Genomic DNA, 18,309 nt, shown 5'->3' on the forward strand with positions numbered 1-18,309 from the left:
ATCAAATCCCCCGTCCGGATAATCTGGCTGAAACAACCGAAATCATCCGTTCGCAAACCAGATCAATGTCACCGTTTGCATCGACAATTTCGCACCGTTCCGGGTTTTTCCGGGCAATTTCGATGAAACCGTTTCGAAGCCGTTGATGGAATTCCGTTCCCATACGCTCGAAACGGTCTTCTGCTGCACTGATATTGGCAAACCGCGCCCCTGCCCGTTCCAAACCAACCTCTACCGGAAGATCGAAAATCAGGGTCAGATCAGGTTTGAAACCGTCAATCGCGATTTGCCAAAGATTGCGGATATACTCTGCGCCAAGACCATGCCCAAATCCCTGATATGCAACCGAAGAATCAGCAAAGCGGTCACACAAAACAACCTTACCCTCTGCAAGAGCCGGGCGGATGGTCCGTTCCACGTGATCTCGGCGCGACGCAAACATCAACAGGGCTTCGGTCACTGCGTCCCAGCGTCCGGGGTCACCGGTCAATAACAGGTTTCTGATTTCTTCCGCACCGGGGGAGCCGCCAGGTTCGCGCGTGACGACAACCTCGCGTCCGCGCTGACGAAACCAGCTTTCAAGTCGGCGTATCTGGGTTGTCTTGCCGCTACCTTCACCACCTTCAAAGCTGATGAACAAACCTGGCACCGAACTCAACCGTTCGCTCCCCACAGCAGATATTTGATTGCCGCACCGATGCGTCCGATAAAACCAAGACGATCAACCTCGGTTGCGGCGTAAAGCGGGAATTCATGTGGTTCGTTACCGGGAAGTTCAACCTTCAGCGTTGCGACTTGCTGCCCTGCGGTAATCGGTGCCGGGATCGGGCCTTCATAAACGACCGAAACTTTCATATCGTCACGGTTCGTGCGGGGCAGCGTCAACAGGATATCCTGATCAGTGACCAGATCGACTTTGGTTTCTGACCCCAGCCAGACATTCGCGCTGCTGACGACTTCGCCTGCATCAAACAGGTCATAATTGTCAAACTCGCGGAATCCCCAATCCAGCAGTTTTTGTGACTCTGTTCTGCGTTCGCGCACAGAACCAAGACCGTTAACGACAAGAATAAGACGACGCCCATCGCGTTCCGCAGTTGCCGTCAATCCATAGCCTGCTGTTTCTGTATGACCGGTTTTCATACCATCAACGCCGGCACTGGTACCCAGCAAAGGGTTTCTGTTCGGTTGGCGGATCCCGTTATAGGTGAATTCCTTCACCGCATAGAGTTTATAAAGTTCGGGAAAGTTCTTAATGGTATCATGGGCCAGGATTGCCAGATCATGCACCGTAACAAGATGCCCTTCGTCCGGCCAGCCAGTCGCATTTTTGAAAACAGACTTCGTCATACCGATCTTGCGCGCTTCAGCGGTCATTTCCTCGGCAAATGCCTCTTCGGTACCAGCAAGCCCTTCTGCAACAACGATAGCAGAATCATTCCCAGACTGAACAATAATACCATGCAGCAGGTCATTGACCGAAACGTCGGAATTCACTTCGACGAACATTTTCGATCCACCTTTGCGCCATGCTTTTTCACTGACGTGGAATGTATCGTCAAGCGATACGCTGCCGCTTTTGATCCGCTCGAACAACAAGTGAACCGTCATCATTTTGGTCATCGACGCAGGTTCAGTTAAAACATCCCCATTCTTGTCGAGCAGAACAGTGCCGGTGTCATAATCCATCAAATAAGCTTCGCGCGCGGTCGTCTCAAGCGCGTGCACGCTGGTCAGGGACATCGCCATGGCAGAACCAAATATCGCGGCCCCGGCCACTACCCGGTTCAGTTTCGTTTTGAACGGAATTGGCGGCATCAAACTCATAACGTCCTAACCTTGTTCTTTAAATTAACTGTCATACCGCCCTGTTTTTCGGCGGGATAAGATCGGTCTCTATGTCGCAAATCCGGCAAAATTGTGCAACCGCTTCAACTTTTCTGCAAAATCCGAACTATCGTGACCAGATAAACCCTAGCAACCGGAAACACTGTTTTGCAAAGCGCCGTCAGCACATTCCACAACGACTTTTGCGCCATTCTGTCCTGTGGCGATTACCCGTTCGAGCAGAATGTCCGCTTCGGGAACGGTGTTTAATGGTCCAAGTCGAACGCGATAAAAGGTTGTCCCCTTGACATCGACCGGCTCTATCTTGCTTGGGGCCATGTCATATAACCGGTTCCGGAGGTTAAGTGCATTGTCGTAAACCGAAAATGCGCCTGCCTGCACATAGATCGAAGACGGCGAAACCGGCTCCACACGAACAACCGCACTTTCTTCCACCGTGCCATCAAGAGGCGTTTGCGAAACAGCCTGTGATGCCCCACCTTCTGTCGGCGGGGTTAGTTTGATGGTCGATTTAGTGGGTTCTCCGCTGTCGGTAATTGGCCCGTCATTATCCAGACTAACGGTTTCGACCGTATCACGCGGTGCCGCGGAAACCGTTTGCTGCTCGGCAACAGTCACAGCCGGGGCAGCTTTTCCTTGGGCTATGGCCGCGATCTGGCGGCTTTCATCTTCGATGACTTCAACCAGGACTTTGGCTGTGCCTTTCTGCTCGAAACCAAGCAACTGAGCGGCACGACGGGACATATCAATGATTCGACTGTGCGCAAACGGACCCCGATCATTGATGCGCACCTTAAGCGAACGTCCGTTTTCAAGGTTGGTCACACGCACCACACTTGGCATTGGAAGTGTACGGTGGGCTGCAGATACCTCGTACTGATCAAAGATTTCGCCATTCGCGGTCTTCTTGCCATGGAATTTCGGGCCGTACCAAGAAGCAATACCGGTTTCCTTGTATTCATAGTCAGCAGCGGGATAATACCACTGCCCGGCAATCTCGTAAGGATTACCGACCTTATAGGTACCAACCTGTACCGGCTGCTGCTGTTGTGCACCGCCAATACGTTTAACTCCATGGACAGCAAGCTGCGTTTCGGCGCAACCGGCCAATAAAACGGTAATGGCAAGTGCACCAGCAGCCCAACGCCCTTTGTTCCAGCCCTGCATAAACGCCTTGCGCACGTTTTTCGGCATTCAGTTGTTCCCGTCCAGATAGTGAACCGCGTATGATCGGCTAAAGCAATTAACGACCGGCGATCGCATCAGCAAGTGTACCAACTGCAATTGCAAAATAGGTCGACCGGTTCCAATGCATTATGGTGTGAAAATTGTTATAAACCATATAAGCAGGTCCGGCACCGTCATTTACGATGACAATTGACGCATCCATGTCGGCAGCAGGAAGACTGGACCCATCCGGCATACGAACACCAAGTTTCTGCCATTCACTGATCGGTTTGCGAATTTCGCGTCCAGTAACTGATTTATCAAGGTCAGAAGGAATACTGACTTTGCGGCCCCACCGTTCGTCGGCTTTCCAGCCAACCGTTGATAGATAGTTCGCGGCAGATGCGAAAACATCTTCTTTAGCTCCCCAAAGGTCAATCTTTCCGTCTTCGTTTCCGTCACGGGCATAGTTCAGGAAAGTGGAAGGCATAAATTGCGCCTGTCCCATGGCCCCGGCCCAAGAGCCTTCCATTTTTTCAGGCGCGATATGGCCTGCGTCAATAATCTTGAGCGCATTGATCAATTCCGTGCGGAAATACTCTGCCCGACGGCCTTCAAAGGCAAGGGTTGCAAGCGAATCAACGACAGAATATCCGCCAGTATGACGCCCAAAACCGGTTTCAATGCCCCAAAATGCGGCCAGGTAATGTCCCGGAACACCGTATTTTTTGGCAGCGGCATCAATAATTGCACGGTTTTCGGCATATTTACGCCGACCTTCATCTATACGTGACTGCGGCACAACCCGTTGCAGATACTGCTCGAATGTCAGTTTGAACTCTGGTTGGCTGCGATCATACTCAATCACTTTCGGAATTGGTTGCGTATTGGCAAAGGCAACATCCAGTGTCGACTGGGAAATGCCCTTTGATGCCGCATCTTTTTTGAAATCAGCCAGCCATGCATCAAAGCCTTCTGTCGTAAAGGCTGGCAACTCGTCCGTATTGGTCTGGGCGAAAGCTGGTGAAACCGTCACGAGCATGCCGATAATTGAAGCCACAGTACCGATGGTCCGATAATTCATTTTGCTCGCCTCGTGCCGGTTTGGTTTGACGTTCCCGGTTAATGCTTGACCAGGCTGATATACTCGTTTTGAGTTCAGTATATTGCTGATACCGCCCCACACGTTAAGACTTGTTAAATGTCTGGCACGAACCTTCGCGTAATTTGGGTACGCAAGAAACTTTGCAAAGCAGAAACTGACATATTGACAGGTGCAGCCCGGCAATTTATTGAGGGCGCGCAGGACGATAAACGCCACCACAATGCGGAGAGATGGCAGAGTGGTTGAATGCACCGGTCTTGAAAACCGGCGTGCCTTTACGGGTACCCAGGGTTCGAATCCCTGTCTCTCCGCCACCTCCCTGATCAGTTGTCGAATGTTGAACCACGCCAAGACAAGTGTTTGTCATGGTGCTTACTTGCACGTCTAAACCGGTTCAGCTCAATCACACAATTCAGCCAGATAAATTTACACACCTTTTATCAATATTTCGGGCACTTAAGTGCTCTTGTAACCGGATTACATGATGCCAACCTGATACAAACAGGGCGAGCGTATCACCGGAGAAAACCTGATGTCACTGAACATTGGCAGCCGTATTCTTTTGGCTGCGGCATTGATTGTTGTGACCACATTTGTGGCATTCATTCTGTATTTCGACCTTCAACAAAAATCTGCGATTCAGGCGTCACTTCAATCCAAACTGGTTGAAACGGGTTCTCTGGCAACAACCGGGATCGCAAATTGGATTGATGGCCGGAAGTTGCTTGTAGAAAGCCTAGGGCAAAATATTGCGCAGAAAAATGACAGTGACAGTGTGAAGTATCTGGTCAGTCGCCCTTCCCTCGCTGATACATTCATGTTCTCGTATTTTGGTAGCGCATCGGGCGAGATGCTGATGTTTCCCCCGGATGAATTGCCTGCCGATTACGATCCGCGCAAACGACCATGGTATGCGGACGCGGTTGCCGCTGGTGGCAGCACGCTAACAGAGCCATACACCGATGCATCAACCGGAAAACTGATTGTTACAGCAACCACACCGGTTTCTTCTGATGGGAAAATTCTCGGTGTCGTTGGTGGTGATCTTGACATCACCACCCTGGGAGAGCTGGTGCGCAGCGTTGATCTGGGCGGGATCGGATATGGGTTTCTGGTCAATGATCAGGGAACCATCCTGATCCATCCGGATGCCAATTTCACGCTTAAGCCGATGGCGGAAGCCTTTCCGCAGAGCACCCCGACTGTTCGAGAAGGTATGGATGACGTCCTGAATGGCACTGGTGATCAAATTTTCACTTTCTTCAAGGTCGAAGGCCTGCCCGCTGTAAGCTGGTATCTTGGTTTTGCCATCGATCGCGACCTTGCTTATGTATCACTTACAAATTTCCGACAGACATCGATTATCACCGCTATTGTTGCGGTTCTTGCGATAATGGGACTTATGGGCGTTCTGGTACGCCAATGGGTGTCCAGGCCAGTTCTGAGCATGACAGATGCCATGACGCGCCTTGCAAATGGGGATCGCAGTGTTGAAGTCCCCGGAACTGAACTTAAGGATGAAATCGGTTCAATGGCTGCTGCCGTCGTTGTGTTCAAGGATAATGCAATCGAGATGGAGCGCCTCGCCAAAGAGAATGAGGAATCGACAAAGAGGTTGGCCGAGGAACGCAGGCGTGCACTCAATCAAATGGCGGACAGCTTTGAAAAAAATGTCCTTTCTATTGTTGAAACTGTCGCACATGCGTCTGAGCAAACCCAGCACGTTGCCAAACAGCTGACGGCGAGCGCAGAAGAATCCAATGCGCGGGCATCCGCTGTTTCCGAGGCCGCAGCCCAGACGACCGAAAGCGTTCAAACGGTTGCAGCCGCGACCGAAGAGCTATCAGCCGCGATCAGAGAAATAGGTGCGCAAGTTACGCAGTCCATCCAGGTTGCAAGCATGGCGGTTGAAGGCGTGAATAACACCAGCCAGACCGTCACGGAGCTTGCCGATGCAGCAGAACGGATTGGAAAGGTTGTCGGTTTAATTCAGGATATTGCTGGGCAGACAAACCTCTTGGCTCTGAACGCCACCATCGAAGCTGCGCGTGCCGGAGATGCCGGCAAAGGATTTGCCGTGGTAGCAGGCGAAGTGAAATCCCTTGCCAATCAGACAGACAAGGCAACCGGCGACATTCAGACTCAGGTCGATGGCATTCAATCTTCGTCTACCCGCTCCGTAACGGAAATCAGCGATATCACCACAACAATCGAACGGATTAACGAGTTCTGCAATGCGATAGCAGCCGCTGTCGAGCAACAGGGAGCTGCAACGCAGGAAATTGCGGATAGTGTGCAACGCGCCGCTTCGGGAACGCAGGATGTGTCCCGGAATGTATCAGCCGTTTCCGATGCTTCAACCATGGTCAGCGACGAAGCCCGCGCTCTTTTGCAGTCGTCAAATGAAATGCAGGCTTTGGCCGGAAAGCTTCGCCAGGAAGTGATTGGCTTCCTCAAAACAGTTCGCGATAATTGAGCCGGAGCAACAATCAAAGCCCGCTTCGTATATTGATCACGGTGCGGGCCTTTTGCTTACTCTCCGATTGCTGCAAAAATGGTCGAAAACTAAAATGCCACGTTCAGGTGCAAAAATTTGCGCCAAGACCAAGTGTGATTCGGCACTCTCGGAAATGTTGGGAATTTTTATTGCGTAAAAACACTTAGGACAGCAGTATATTTGCTAAGGTTTCCCAACCCCGGCCAAATATAATGCGGAGAGGGCTGTTTTCTTCATATAACTGCAAAAAATCAGTAGAATTACAGTGCCCGGAAAGGCAATTATTCAGGGGAAGAATGTGATTCGGATTGTCCAAAGGGGTGAAGCATCGATTTGGTGCGGATCGGGCAGGCCCGAAACAACAAGAACTTTCAACAGGGGACTCTTTATCTCGATATGAGCACAAACATACCCGCCCTAAAGGTCGAAGGGATGTTCAAAAGCTTTGGGGAGCATGAAGTCCTCAAAGGTATTGATCTGACCGCGAATACCGGTGACGTTATTTCGATCATCGGTTCATCCGGTTCTGGCAAAAGTACCTTTTTGCGCTGCATCAACCTTCTTGAAACACCGAATTCAGGCACCGTGCATGTTCATGGCGAACTGATCAAGATGCGCGGCCTGAAAGATGGAAGTCAGGAACCGGCCGACAAAAAACAGCTTCAACGCATTCGCACCAAACTGGCCATGGTATTTCAAAGCTTCAATCTTTGGAGCCACCTGACCATTCTGGAAAATGTGATCGAAGCGCCGGTGCATGTTCTTGGCATTCCGAAAAAAGAAGCCATCGAACGTGCCGATGCTCTGCTTCACAAAGTGGGCATGTATGAACGCCGCGACTATTATCCCGGCCACATTTCCGGCGGGCAGCAGCAACGCGCCGCAATTGCCCGCGCTTTGGCAATCGAGCCTGAAGTTCTGCTGTTTGACGAGCCGACGTCCGCGCTTGATCCTGAACTTGTAGGGGAAGTTCTTCGGGTCATGACCGACCTTGCCGAAGAAGGCCGTACGATGCTGGTCGTTACGCACGAGATGGGGTTTGCCAAAGGGGTATCGAGCCACGTCATGTTCCTCCATCAGGGACTGGTGGAAGAGTTTGGAGAGCCGAAAGAGGTATTCGAAAATCCAAAATCAGAACGTATGAAGCAATTCCTTCAGCGTGATTTCTGATCTGGAAGGGCTGGTTCCGCGAAAGAACCGACCGACAAGGACAGTGTCGATACGGCCTGTTCTCAACAACAAGGGAGACTATGAATGAAAAACTGGATCAAGGTTGCGACCGCAGCAGCCGTAGGTGTAGCACTGAGTGCATCGGCAGCAAGTGCAGCCTGGGAAAAGGTCGTTATTGCGACCGAAGGTGCATATCCTCCGTTCAACTATGTCGACAAGGATGGCAAACTGCAGGGGTTTGACGTCGATTTCGCGGTAAAACTTTGTGAGACGGCTGGCATCGAATGTGAAATCGTAGCCCAGGACTGGGACGGGATCATTCCGGGTCTGCTGGCAAAAAAATATGATGCGATTATCGCCCAGATGTCGATCACCGAAGAGCGTAAACGCTCCATCGACTTCACCAATTACTACAGCACCACGCCGGCGGTATTCGTTGGTAAGGAAGGAATGTCTGTGGAGGCATGGAAAGATGGCGCGGTTGTTGAAGACGCGCTTGACGGTCTCGTGATCGGCGTTCAGCGCTCGACCACTCACTCTGCTTTCCTCGAAGACAATTTCCCGAACGCCGAAATTCGTATGTATGACACGCAGGACAACGCTCTGCTTGATCTTACCGCTGGCCGCATTGATGCAACACTGGCCGATTCCGGTGTTCTCGTTGAATGGGTCAAGTCCGATGAGGGCAAAGGCTATGCTTTCGTGTCGGAAACATTTGCACCTAAAGAATTCTTTGGCGAAGGGGCCGGGATCGGCATTCGCAAAGAAGATCAGGACCTGAAAGAAATCCTGAACAAGGCACTGGCCGAAATGCTTGCCAATGGTTCGTATCAGGAAATCAACAAAAAATATTTCGAAGAAATCAACCTGCACCCGAATTGATCGGAAGGCAGTTTAGGGCGGCACCAGTGTGCCGCCCTTCCCTTATTGCCCGACGTTGATGTGGCATGAAGGTTTGCAGGAGATACCATGTTTGATTTATACGGCCGCGGTTGGCAGATGCTTGAAGGTGGACTTGTGACAGTCCAGCTTTGCCTGACCGTGCTGCCATTCATGATTATTCTCGGTTTGCTGGGCGCTTCGGCAAAATTGTCGCGTTACCGGAGCTTGCGGATAATCGGGGAAAGCTACACCGTTATTATCCGCGGTATTCCCGAACTTTTGGTTATTTTATTGATCTATTTTGGCGGCACGATTGCCGTGCAGAACCTTGCCGAACTTATTGGCGGTGAAGCTGTTCGTGTTGATATCCCGGCATTCTGGTCGGGCGTGGCGGCACTTGCTCTTGTTCAGGGTGCATTCGCCTCCGAAGTGTTTCGCGCAGCCATGCAATCCATTCCGGTTGGCCAGATTGAAGCAGCAACCGCTTGCGGCATGACACCAGCGCAAATATTCCTTCGTATCAAGTTACCACAACTCTGGCGGTTCGCCCTGCCCGGGCTTAATAACCTGTTTCAGGTTCTGATCAAGGATACGGCCCTGATTTCAGTCGTCGGTGTCGAGGAAATCCTGCGTAAAGCAGCGGTTGGTGCAGGAACAGAAAAAGCGCCCTTTACATTTTATCTGGTTGCAATGGCGATGTTCCTGGCTTTTACCACTGTATCGCTGTTCGTCTTCAACCGACTGGAAAAGCGGGCTTCCCGCGGCATTGCGAGGGCGTAATCGATGTTTGAAGATCTGATATACGTCCTGACCAAATATGATAGCTGGCTGTGGCAGGGTTTCCTTCTGACACTGCAATTGTTGGCGGTTTCTGTTGTATTTGGCACACTGATTGCTATCCCGCTTGCCGTCGCCCGTGTTTCAAAGCTTATTTGGGTTCAGGCCCTGCCCTTTGCGTTTATCTATGTGTTTCGCGGTACGCCGCTAATCGCACAGCTGTTCATGATGTATTACGGTTGTGGGCAACTTATCGCCAGCATTGAAGGCATACAGGATCATTGGTCGTGGACCTATCTGCGTGATCCCTACTGGTACTGCCTGCTAACATTCGTCCTGAATACGGCGGCCTACATGGCCGAGATCATGCGTGGTGGTATCCAGAATGTTCCGAATGGCGAGATTGAAGCTGCACGCGCGTGTGGCATGCGGCCTGCCACCATTTATCGCCGGATCATCTTCCCGCGTATGTGGCAGATCATCTGGCCTGCCTATACCAACGATGTGATTTTTACGCTTAAGGCAACGTCACTGGCATCGACGGTCACCATGATGGAATTGACCGGTGCCGCCCGCAAAATTGTTGCGCGTACCGCATTGCCATATGAAGCCTTCATTTCGGCAGGCGTGATCTATCTGATTATCGTTTATGTCCTGACCTTTGGCTTCAAGGGTGTTGAAAAATACCTGCGCCGGAACGAAAACCGGAAAGAAAACAAATCCACCATTGCGAAAGCCGGTGGACATATCTGATTTCCAGTCAAGTCCCGGGCTGTTCGATGTCGAGAAACCATAGACATTGATCGTTCGGGACATGAGTATTTCTGGCAACTGCCTCACCTGTTGTTGCCAGAGTCGCTTCTAACGCCGCCACCAACTCCCACAGGAATATCATGCAACAGGAACGCATTGAACTGCTTCGCCCGCAAATGGGTACTGCCCGCGCGCTTACCGTCCGTCGCTACGGCACCCCCGGCAAAGGACCGAAAGCTTATCTTCAGGCAGCACTACATGCCGATGAACTGCCCGGAGTTATCGCCCTGCACCATTTGGAAACTCTTCTGAAAACGGCCGAAGAAAACAACCAGATCAAGGGGGAAATCGTTGTTGTACCATTCGCCAACCCGATCGGTTTCACCCAATATGTTGACATGAAGCCGCTTGGTCGCTTTGAAATGCGCACCGGCCAGAACTTCAACCGGCACTATCCTGACCTGTGCAAGGAACTTGTTGCTGCAGTTGATGGGAAACTTGGTCAGGATCCCGATGCCAACGTCGAATGTGTGCGTGCCGCACTTCGCCGACTGATCAAAGAGCATCGCGTTAATGCCGGGCCCTTGACCGACCTTGAGGATTTGCGTCTGACGCTGGCGGAACTCGCAATTGATGCAGACTATGTTCTTGACCTGCATTGCGACTGGGAAGCTGCAATGCACCTTTACACGAGCGATTCCAGTTGGCCGGACGCAGCAGACCTTTCTGCCCAAATCGGTGCGGAAGCATGTCTGATTGCCGAAGAAAGCGGTGCGAACCCGTTCGACGAAGCTTTCAGCCGCCCGTGGGTCGAACTGCGTCGTGTCTATGGTGACATGTTCCCTATCCCGATGGCAACGCTCTCAACAACAATTGAATTGCGCGGCGAACAGGATGTTTATGATCATCTTGCCAGTCAGGATGCCAAGAACCTGTTTGCCTTTCTGCAACGTCGCGGTGTTATCGGGGGCGATCCCGGTCCCCTGCCCGAGGCAAAATGCACAGCAACGCCACTTGCCGGCGTTGATCGCGTAACGGCAACCCATGGCGGGATGATCGTTTTTTCCGTTGATGCCGGCGTGCATGTCAAGGCAGGTCAGGAACTGGGTTATGTTCTTGATTGCGAAACCGGTGACAAAACACCGTTTTCCAGCCGCACGGATGGTTTCATGTATGCCCGCGTTGGTGGGCGCCTTGTGGTGCCGGGTGGTTTGCTGTGCTCGGTGGCCGGGGCAGACGTTCTGCCAGGGCGTGAAGGACTTCTGCTGACCGCCCGTTGACCTTCTTTAGAGGACGCGATAGCAAGAGTTCGGTATAATTCATGCCGATCTCAACACTTCGCGTCCTGCGCGTTTTAAGGATACCGACATGTTCGACCCGAATTCTGTTTCAGAAGTCATTACAGCTGCCAAAGCTGCCGCAAAAAGCGATGCGGATACCGCGCGTCTGGCCATTTCTGTTCTTGATCTGACCAGTCTGAATGACGATGACACGGTCGAAAAGATCGAAGCACTGTGTGATCGCGCACAAAGCCCAGCAGGCAATACTGCCGCTGTTTGCGTTTACGCCCCTTTCGTCGAAACCGCATGGCGGGCACTGGGACAAAGCGGCGTTAAAACCGCAACCGTAGTCAATTTCCCAGCTGGTGGTACCAATGCGCAGCGTGTCGGCGACGAAACCGCTGACGCAGTTGCCAAGGGTGCGGACGAGGTTGATCTGGTTCTGCCTTACAAAGCTTTTCTTGCCGGGGATATTCAGACCGTCATTGATGTGATTGAGGCAACCCGCATGGCTTGCGGCCCGATGACGACGATGAAGGTTATCCTTGAAAGTGGCGAGTTTGACGATCTTTCAAAGGTTTATGACGCAGCCCGCCTTGCGATCAAGCATGGTGCGAATTTCGTCAAAACATCGACCGGGAAGGCGCCGGTTGGCGCAACGCCCGAGGCCGCGGTGGCAATGATCACAGCCATCCGCGACGCCCGCGAGGAAGATGGCCTTGCCTGCGGTTTCAAGGCATCTGGCGGTGTCAAAACGACCGATGACGCAGCACTCTTTCTTGCCATTGCGGACGAGATCATGGGTGAAGGCTGGGCAGAGCCTGCAACGTTTCGCTTTGGTGCAAGCGGCGTCCTGACAGCCTTGTTAGAAACTTGCGGTATTGATCAGGCATCGGTACCCAGGACGACTGGCAACTACTGAGAATAATGACTATCTGCCAATCAGCACGAATGGCAGATATAGCTGAAGGATTACGGAATGGCGCGCGCCATCATCATTGTTGCAGACAGTTTCGGTATCGGTGCAGCCCCGGATGCGGCCAAGTTCGGTGATCAGGGATCGGACACCTTGGGTCATATTGCAGAAAACTGCGCCAAGGGGCTGGCAGACAATGATATTCGTAAAGGTTCCCTGAACATTCCAAACATGACGGCACTGGGCCTTGGCGAAGCTTCCAGGGATGCAACCGGGCGTGTTCCGCCGGGGCTTGAGCATGGGGGTGCGATCATCGGGGCCTATGGCCACGCCAAAGAACTGTCCCGCGGCAAGGATACGCCAAGCGGACATTGGGAAATCGCCGGTGTTCCTGTTGATTTTGACTGGGGCTATTTTCCGCTTGAAGTCCCGACCTTCCCCAAGGAATTAACCGATGCCCTGATCGAACAGGCAAAACTGCCCGGCATTCTGGGCAATTGTCATGCGTCTGGCACGACGATCATTGCCGAGCTTGGTGAAGAACACATCAAAACCGGCATGCCGATTTGCTATACTTCGGCCGATAGCGTGTTTCAGATTGCCGCCCACGAAGAGCATTTCGGCCTGGATCGATTGTACGAGGTTTGCGAGATCGCCTTTAAACTGGTTGCGCCTTACAATATTGGCCGTGTTATCGCACGCCCGTTTGTGGGTAGCAGCCCTGCTGATTTCAAACGAACGGCGAACCGCCGCGACATTGCCATTCCGCCGCATAAACCAACCCTGCTGGATAAATTTAGCGAGGCTGGCGGGACGGTCATATCGGTGGGTAAAATTGCAGATATCTATGCGCAGCGCGGTATTTCAAAAAAGGTCAAGGCATCGGGCAATATGGCCCTTTTTGACGCCATGATGACCGAAATTGATCTGGCCCCTGATAACAGCATCGTTTTCACCAATCTGGTCGATTTTGATATGGAATTTGGCCATCGTCGTGATGTACCCGGCTATGCCAACGCACTTGAAGAATTCGATGCGCGTATTCCCGAACTGCGTGCGGCACTGAAACCCGGTGATCTGGTCATCGTTACTGCCGATCACGGCTGTGACCCGACATGGCGCGGCAATGACCACACACGTGAGTTCGTGCCGATTATGGCGTTTGGTCCTGCCATTCAACCCGGTCCGATTGGCATGCGCGACAGTTTCGCCGATATCGGGCAAACCATTGCAGACCATCTTGGTATTGCGCCACTTGCGGCGGGTACTTCTTTCCTGAATGGATAAAACATGAATTGGCAACTTGGACATAGCGAAGCATCGATGGCGGCGATCCGGATTGAGGCGATCATCGATACGGTATGTCCCTGGTGCTATATAGGCAAAAAGCGGCTGGAAAAGGCGCTCGCGCGCGAGCAGTTGGACCACATGCCGATTACCTGGCGTCCATTCCTGTTAAACCCCGATATGCCAACTGGTGGCATTGACCGGAAATTGTATCTTTCAGCCAAATTCGGTGGCACTGAAAGTGCAACCCGTGTCTACAAGGCGATCGAAGCTGCAGGGGCAGCCGTTGGGATCGACTTCAATTTTGATGCCATTCGCCTGACACCGGACTCAACAGATTCCCATCGTCTGATTTATAAGGTTTGTGCCGAACGTCCCGCCGTCGGCAACGATCTTGTTGAAGACCTGTTCACCGCTTACTTCCTTGATGGACGCGATATTGGCGATCATGACATTCTGTCCGAAATTGCCGTCTCCCATGGCGAGGACAGAAACGAAATCCTTGATTATCTTGGTGGTGATATGGATCGTGAATTCGTATCGCAGGAAAACCGTGTCGCCCATCAAATGGGGGTAACCGGTGTGCCCTGCTTCCTGTTTAATAGCCGCCATGCTCTGTCCGGGGCACAGGAACCCGATATCCTGCAACGTATGATCCGTCTGGCGCGCCAGGAAGAAACACCCGTCTGATATGCGCCTCATTCGGAAAGAAAAAGGCAGGTACCGTTTCCGGACCCGCCTTTTATTTATGCCTTTGCCGCAATATCGGCCAGACGACGCATCAGACGCTTCAAACCCTCCAGACGGTCTGTCGGACCATCCCAACCAGCGGCATAGACGATCTTGTGATCCGGACGCAAACGTGCCACGCCAACCTGTTGCTGGATAAAACCAATCAGACCGGCCGGGTTCGGAAATTCGTTATTGCGTAGCGTGATCAACGCGCCTTTCGGACCGGCATCAAGTTTTTCGATATTCGACGTCCGGCACCACTGCTTGATCGTAACCACATCCAAAAGGTTTTCGACCTCTTTTGGCAGCTTGCCAAAGCGGTCAATCATCTCGGCGGCGAACTGATCGACTTCCTCGCGTGAACGCAATTCCGAGATGCGACGATACAGACCAAGTCGCACGCCAAGATCAGGCACATAGCGATCCGGTATCAGGACCGGCATCCCGACATTGATCTGCGGGACGAAGGATGTCGCATCATCGGCTTCGATCTCGCCCTTGGCTTCTGCCACGGCTTCTTCGATCATTTGCTGATAAAGTTCGATCCCTACTTCCTTGATATGGCCGGATTGTTCCTCGCCAAGCAAGTTCCCTGCCCCACGAATGTCAAGGTCATGGCTGGCAAGATTGAAACCGGCACCAAGACTGTCAAGCGTCTGCATGACCTCAAGTCGTTTCAGCGCCGTTGCGGTGAGTTTCTTGCCATTCGGCAACGTCAGATAGGCATATGCACGCTGTTTTGATCGACCGATACGCCCGCGCAACTGATAAAGCTGTGCCAGCCCGAACATGTCAGCACGATGGATGATCATGGTATTGGCGTTCGGAACATCGATGCCGGACTCAATGATGTTGGTCGCAAGCAACAAATCAAATTTGCGATCGGTGAAATCGGTCATCACCTGTTCAAGGTCACGAGGCCCCATTTGGCCATGTGCAACGTCAAACTTGATTTCAGGCACAAGTGTTTCAAGTTCCTTGGCAATCCGTCCAAGTTCATTGACCCGCGGACACACATAGAAGATTTGTCCCCCACGGTGACGTTCACGCAGGATCGCTTCGCGCACGACTACCGGGTCATAAGGCGTGATATAGGTCCGAACAGCTAGGCGATCGACCGGCGGTGTTGCAATAATCGAAAGTTCTTTAACTCCGGTCAGCGCAAGCTGCAATGTGCGCGGGATCGGCGTCGCCGTTAGCGTCAGAACGTGAACATCGGTTTTAAGCTCTTTCAGGCGTTCCTTGTGCTTTACGCCAAAATGCTGCTCTTCATCGATAATCAGAAGCCCAAGGTCCTTGAACTTTACACCGTTACCCAAAAGTGCGTGCGTACCGCATACGATATCGACATGTCCGCTTTCAAGGTTGTCCTTGACCAGTTTGGCGTTCTTGCCGGTTACCAGACGCGACAGTTGTTCAACCCGTACCGGAAGCCCGTCAAAGCGCTGCCTGAAGGTCAGGTAATGCTGCCTGCACAACAAAGTGGTCGGGGCTACAATCGCAACCTGCTTGCCGGACATCACTGCGGCAAAGGCAGCACGCAGGGCAACCTCTGTCTTACCAAAACCGACATCACCACATACAAGACGATCCATAGGTTTGCCCGCCGCGAGATCGTCCAGCGTATCACGAATGGCACGCGCCTGATCCTCGGTCTCGGCAAACGGGAAACTTGCGCAGAACTCGTCATAACTACCTTCGGGGGCGGTCAAGGCCGCCCCTTTGCGCAGGTGGCGTTCGGCGGCAACCTTGATCAGCTTACCAGCCATATCACGGATACGTTCGCGCAGCTTGGCTTTGCGGGCTTGCCATGCAACACCGCCAAGCTTGTCAAGAATCGACGATCCCTCGTCCGAGCCATATCGCGACAGAACTTCGATATTCTCGACCGGAACAAAAAGCTTGTCCCCGCCGTCATACTCCAGTTCCAGACAATCGTGTGGCGCACCGCCCGCCGTAACGGTCCGAAGACCGAGATAGCGGCCGATCCCGTGATCAAGATGAACGACGAGGTCACCCTCTGAAATCTCGGATGCTTCACGTAGGAAGTTTTCGGCCTTGCGACGGCGTCCGCCCGGGCGGCTCATGCGGTCGCCCAGAATATCCTGTTCCGATAGTATCCAAAGGCCTTCGCGGCGGAAACCATGCTCTAGGTCAAGAATAACAATGGCGAGCTGTTCCGGTGTCAGATCATCGGTGATGTCTTCCCAGCATTCCGCGGTTACAACCTTGGCAACACCATGTTCGCGCAAGACGGAAACCATACGGTCACGTGATCCGTCAGAATAAGCCGCAATAACAACCTGCTGATTTTTCCCACGCTGGACAGAAATGAAATCGCGTAACTCGTCATAAAGGTTGGTATCGGCGCGTGCCCGCACATCACCAAAATCACGTCCCGGTCGTGCGCCCATATCAAAAACGGCACGCTCAGGACTTTCTTCCTCGTAATAGGGTGAAAGCTCAAGAACCGTGCGATCATTCAGCATCCGGTCAAATTCGGCCTGATCCAGATAAAGCCGTTCGGGTGGAACAGGTTTGTAAACATTGTCCCCCGAAAGCCCGCCGCCCTTTATGTTCAGGCGCGCCTGATAATAATCGTCAATCATCTCAAGGCGGTTTTCGATAACCTCGCCATATTGATGATCAAAACTGACCATTACATCCGGCAGATAGGCAAAAACAGTGTCCATACCGTCGTGGAATAGCGGCAGCCAATGTTCCATGCCACCATATTTCAAGCCGTTACTGATCGACTCATAAAGTGGATCAGCTTGCGATACGACACCAAAAAGTTCGCGATATCCACTGCGGAACCGGGAAATGCTGTCCTGATCGAGGAACACTTCGCCAACGGGCAAAAGGGCGATTTCATTGATCCGTCCGACAGTACGCTGCGTTTCAACGTCAAATCGGCGAATACTTTCGATTTCGTCCCCAAAGAAATCAAGCCGCACGGGCTCTTTCATGCCGGGTGCAAAAATATCAACAATATCACCGCGAACCGCGTAATCACCTGGCTCCATAACCTGTTCGGCACGGTTATAGCCCATCCGGTCGAAATATCCGGTCAGATCGGCGCGCGAATGTTCCTGTCCTGACTTAAAGGTCAGTTTGCCATCGCGCATGACGTCGACCCGCGGAACCCGCTGCATGATCGCGGCCGCCGTTGCCAACACAATACGCCCCTGCCCGCTGGCCGGTTCGATATCCTCGGCCAATGTCGTCAATGTTTCAACACGGCGTGCCGTTACCTCGGCAATCGGCGAAACCCGGTCATAGGGCAAGCAATCCCATGCAGGCAGAGTCAAGACTTCGACCTCGCCTGCAAAGAAAGCAAGTGCCTCCGCAAGCTGGGCCATGCGTTTATCATCGCGCACGACATGCAGGATTGTTGAGTTGTTTACCGATGCATCCAGCAATTCGCGCAGCAACAAAGCGTCGGCACCCTCTGGCACGCCACACAGCCGTTTGCGACCTTTAGTCGAAATAATTTCTTTTAATTTGCTCAATGTTTTAACGTGCGTTGCTCAGTTCCTGAATCATGTGCAGCACGTCGGTATCGTATTCTTCCGGTGCCGGTTCTTTACCCGTTGCCCATTTAAAGAAATCGGCATCGGGAACGTCATTCATCAGTGTTTCAAAACGTTCGAGTTGCGCCTCTGACAGGGTCGTGAGGTGTACATCCATGAACCGACCGATCAGGATATCGTTCTCCTTGGTGCCGCGATGGCCGCCGCGAAACAGCAACTTCTTGCGTCGTACTTCAAGTTCTTTGCTGTCAATACTCACGTTCGATCTCCTGTCTTTTCTGGTCCCATGCCTTGGCACAAAACCAAAGGCACAGATTGTCTTTTGTGGCATGGTTTGTACGGTAAATTCACCGATTGGTCCA

General features: G+C 52.4%; 15 protein-coding genes and 1 tRNA gene. 10 read left to right on the forward strand and 6 right to left on the reverse strand.

The features are described 5' to 3' along the window. Window position 1: 1 nt before the first annotated feature. The 4 genes from tmk to J7395_RS15195 all read right to left on the reverse strand — a co-directional run bounded on the left by tmk (window position 2) and on the right by J7395_RS15195 (window position 4,372). Entirely contained in the window at window positions 2–658 is a 657-nt protein-coding gene (tmk, locus tag J7395_RS15180) for a dTMP kinase (protein ID WP_209222120.1), read from the reverse strand. After that, a complete protein-coding gene (locus tag J7395_RS15185; protein ID WP_209222122.1) occupies window positions 655–1,827 on the reverse strand; it encodes a D-alanyl-D-alanine carboxypeptidase family protein in 1,173 nt (390 codons plus the stop codon). Before J7395_RS15185 ends, tmk begins: the two co-directional genes overlap by 4 nt. A 147-nt stretch (window positions 1,828–1,974) precedes the next feature. Next, complete coding sequence (locus J7395_RS15190; protein ID WP_209222124.1) at window positions 1,975–3,042, reverse strand: septal ring lytic transglycosylase RlpA family protein; 1,068 nt, start codon at window positions 3,040–3,042, stop codon at window positions 1,975–1,977. 49 nt (window positions 3,043–3,091) lie between these two features. After that, window positions 3,092–4,372 carry a lytic murein transglycosylase gene (locus J7395_RS15195; protein WP_348541234.1) on the reverse strand — a complete coding sequence of 427 codons (1,281 nt, stop codon included), beginning with the start codon at window positions 4,370–4,372 and terminating at the stop codon, window positions 3,092–3,094. On the opposite strand from J7395_RS15195, the gene J7395_RS15200 reads away from it, so the two are divergent. The 10 genes from J7395_RS15200 (at window position 4,345) to J7395_RS15245 (ending at window position 14,372) form a co-directional block, all read left to right on the forward strand. After that, window positions 4,345–4,434 (forward strand) — tRNA-Ser (locus tag J7395_RS15200). The genes J7395_RS15195 and J7395_RS15200 overlap by 28 nt on opposite strands. Window positions 4,435–4,652: 218 nt before the next feature. Then, entirely contained in the window at window positions 4,653–6,596 is a 1,944-nt protein-coding gene (locus tag J7395_RS15205) for a methyl-accepting chemotaxis protein (RefSeq protein WP_209222126.1), read from the forward strand. Window positions 6,597–7,025: 429 nt separating this feature from the next. Further along, the gene (locus J7395_RS15210) at window positions 7,026–7,787 is read left to right on the forward strand and encodes an ATP-binding cassette domain-containing protein (protein WP_348541240.1); all 762 of its coding nucleotides are present in this window, start codon (window positions 7,026–7,028) and stop codon (window positions 7,785–7,787) included. Window positions 7,788–7,871: 84 nt separating this feature from the next. Next, on the forward strand, window positions 7,872–8,669 hold the full coding sequence (locus tag J7395_RS15215) for a lysine/arginine/ornithine ABC transporter substrate-binding protein (RefSeq protein ID WP_062948861.1): 798 nt from the start codon (window positions 7,872–7,874) through the stop codon (window positions 8,667–8,669). Between the two features lie 87 nt (window positions 8,670–8,756). Continuing rightward, window positions 8,757–9,449, forward strand: coding sequence for an ABC transporter permease (locus J7395_RS15220; RefSeq protein ID WP_062948862.1), 693 nt, complete (start codon window positions 8,757–8,759; stop codon window positions 9,447–9,449). Between the two features lie 3 nt (window positions 9,450–9,452). Next, the gene (locus tag J7395_RS15225) at window positions 9,453–10,199 is read left to right on the forward strand and encodes an ABC transporter permease subunit (protein WP_181850080.1); all 747 of its coding nucleotides are present in this window, start codon (window positions 9,453–9,455) and stop codon (window positions 10,197–10,199) included. A gap of 140 nt (window positions 10,200–10,339) precedes the next feature. Further along, entirely contained in the window at window positions 10,340–11,479 is a 1,140-nt protein-coding gene (locus J7395_RS15230) for a succinylglutamate desuccinylase/aspartoacylase family protein (protein WP_209222128.1), read from the forward strand. Window positions 11,480–11,567: 88 nt separating this feature from the next. Next, the gene (gene deoC / locus J7395_RS15235; RefSeq protein WP_209222130.1) at window positions 11,568–12,401 is read left to right on the forward strand and encodes a deoxyribose-phosphate aldolase; all 834 of its coding nucleotides are present in this window, start codon (window positions 11,568–11,570) and stop codon (window positions 12,399–12,401) included. Window positions 12,402–12,458: 57 nt separating this feature from the next. Further along, window positions 12,459–13,682: a phosphopentomutase gene (locus tag J7395_RS15240; protein WP_209222132.1), complete on the forward strand. Its 1,224-nt coding sequence runs from the start codon at window positions 12,459–12,461 to the stop codon at window positions 13,680–13,682. Between the two features lie 3 nt (window positions 13,683–13,685). Beyond that, entirely contained in the window at window positions 13,686–14,372 is a 687-nt protein-coding gene (locus J7395_RS15245; RefSeq protein ID WP_209222133.1) for a DsbA family oxidoreductase, read from the forward strand. A gap of 56 nt (window positions 14,373–14,428) precedes the next feature. Here the strand turns inward: J7395_RS15245 and mfd are convergent, their stop codons facing one another. Together mfd and J7395_RS15255 are read right to left on the reverse strand one after the other, a co-directional pair. Continuing rightward, window positions 14,429–17,926 (reverse strand): transcription-repair coupling factor, encoded by a 3,498-nt coding sequence (gene mfd, locus J7395_RS15250; protein ID WP_209222135.1) that lies wholly within the window; start codon window positions 17,924–17,926, stop codon window positions 14,429–14,431. A 4-nt stretch (window positions 17,927–17,930) separates the two neighbouring features. Further along, entirely contained in the window at window positions 17,931–18,206 is a 276-nt protein-coding gene (locus J7395_RS15255; RefSeq protein WP_209222137.1) for a succinate dehydrogenase assembly factor 2, read from the reverse strand. Window positions 18,207–18,309 lie beyond the last annotated feature (103 nt).

It is taken from the genome of Thalassospira sp. A3_1 (assembly GCF_017744215.1).
GTDB classification, from domain to species: Bacteria; Pseudomonadota; Alphaproteobacteria; order Rhodospirillales; family Thalassospiraceae; genus Thalassospira; species Thalassospira lucentensis_A.

Coding starts and splice junctions, on each gene's coding strand:
- J7395_RS15185 (WP_209222122.1), bottom strand. CDS start 1,827: ATGAGTTTGATGCCGCCAATTCCGTTCAAAACGAAACTGAACCGGGTA.
- J7395_RS15190 (WP_209222124.1), bottom strand. CDS start 3,042: ATGCCGAAAAACGTGCGCAAGGCGTTTATGCAGGGCTGGAACAAAGGG.
- J7395_RS15205 (WP_209222126.1), top strand. CDS start 4,653: ATGTCACTGAACATTGGCAGCCGTATTCTTTTGGCTGCGGCATTGATT.
- J7395_RS15215 (WP_062948861.1), top strand. CDS start 7,872: ATGAAAAACTGGATCAAGGTTGCGACCGCAGCAGCCGTAGGTGTAGCA.
- J7395_RS15220 (WP_062948862.1), top strand. CDS start 8,757: ATGTTTGATTTATACGGCCGCGGTTGGCAGATGCTTGAAGGTGGACTT.
- J7395_RS15225 (WP_181850080.1), top strand. CDS start 9,453: ATGTTTGAAGATCTGATATACGTCCTGACCAAATATGATAGCTGGCTG.
- J7395_RS15230 (WP_209222128.1), top strand. CDS start 10,340: ATGCAACAGGAACGCATTGAACTGCTTCGCCCGCAAATGGGTACTGCC.
- deoC (WP_209222130.1), top strand. CDS start 11,568: ATGTTCGACCCGAATTCTGTTTCAGAAGTCATTACAGCTGCCAAAGCT.
- J7395_RS15240 (WP_209222132.1), top strand. CDS start 12,459: ATGGCGCGCGCCATCATCATTGTTGCAGACAGTTTCGGTATCGGTGCA.
- J7395_RS15245 (WP_209222133.1), top strand. CDS start 13,686: ATGAATTGGCAACTTGGACATAGCGAAGCATCGATGGCGGCGATCCGG.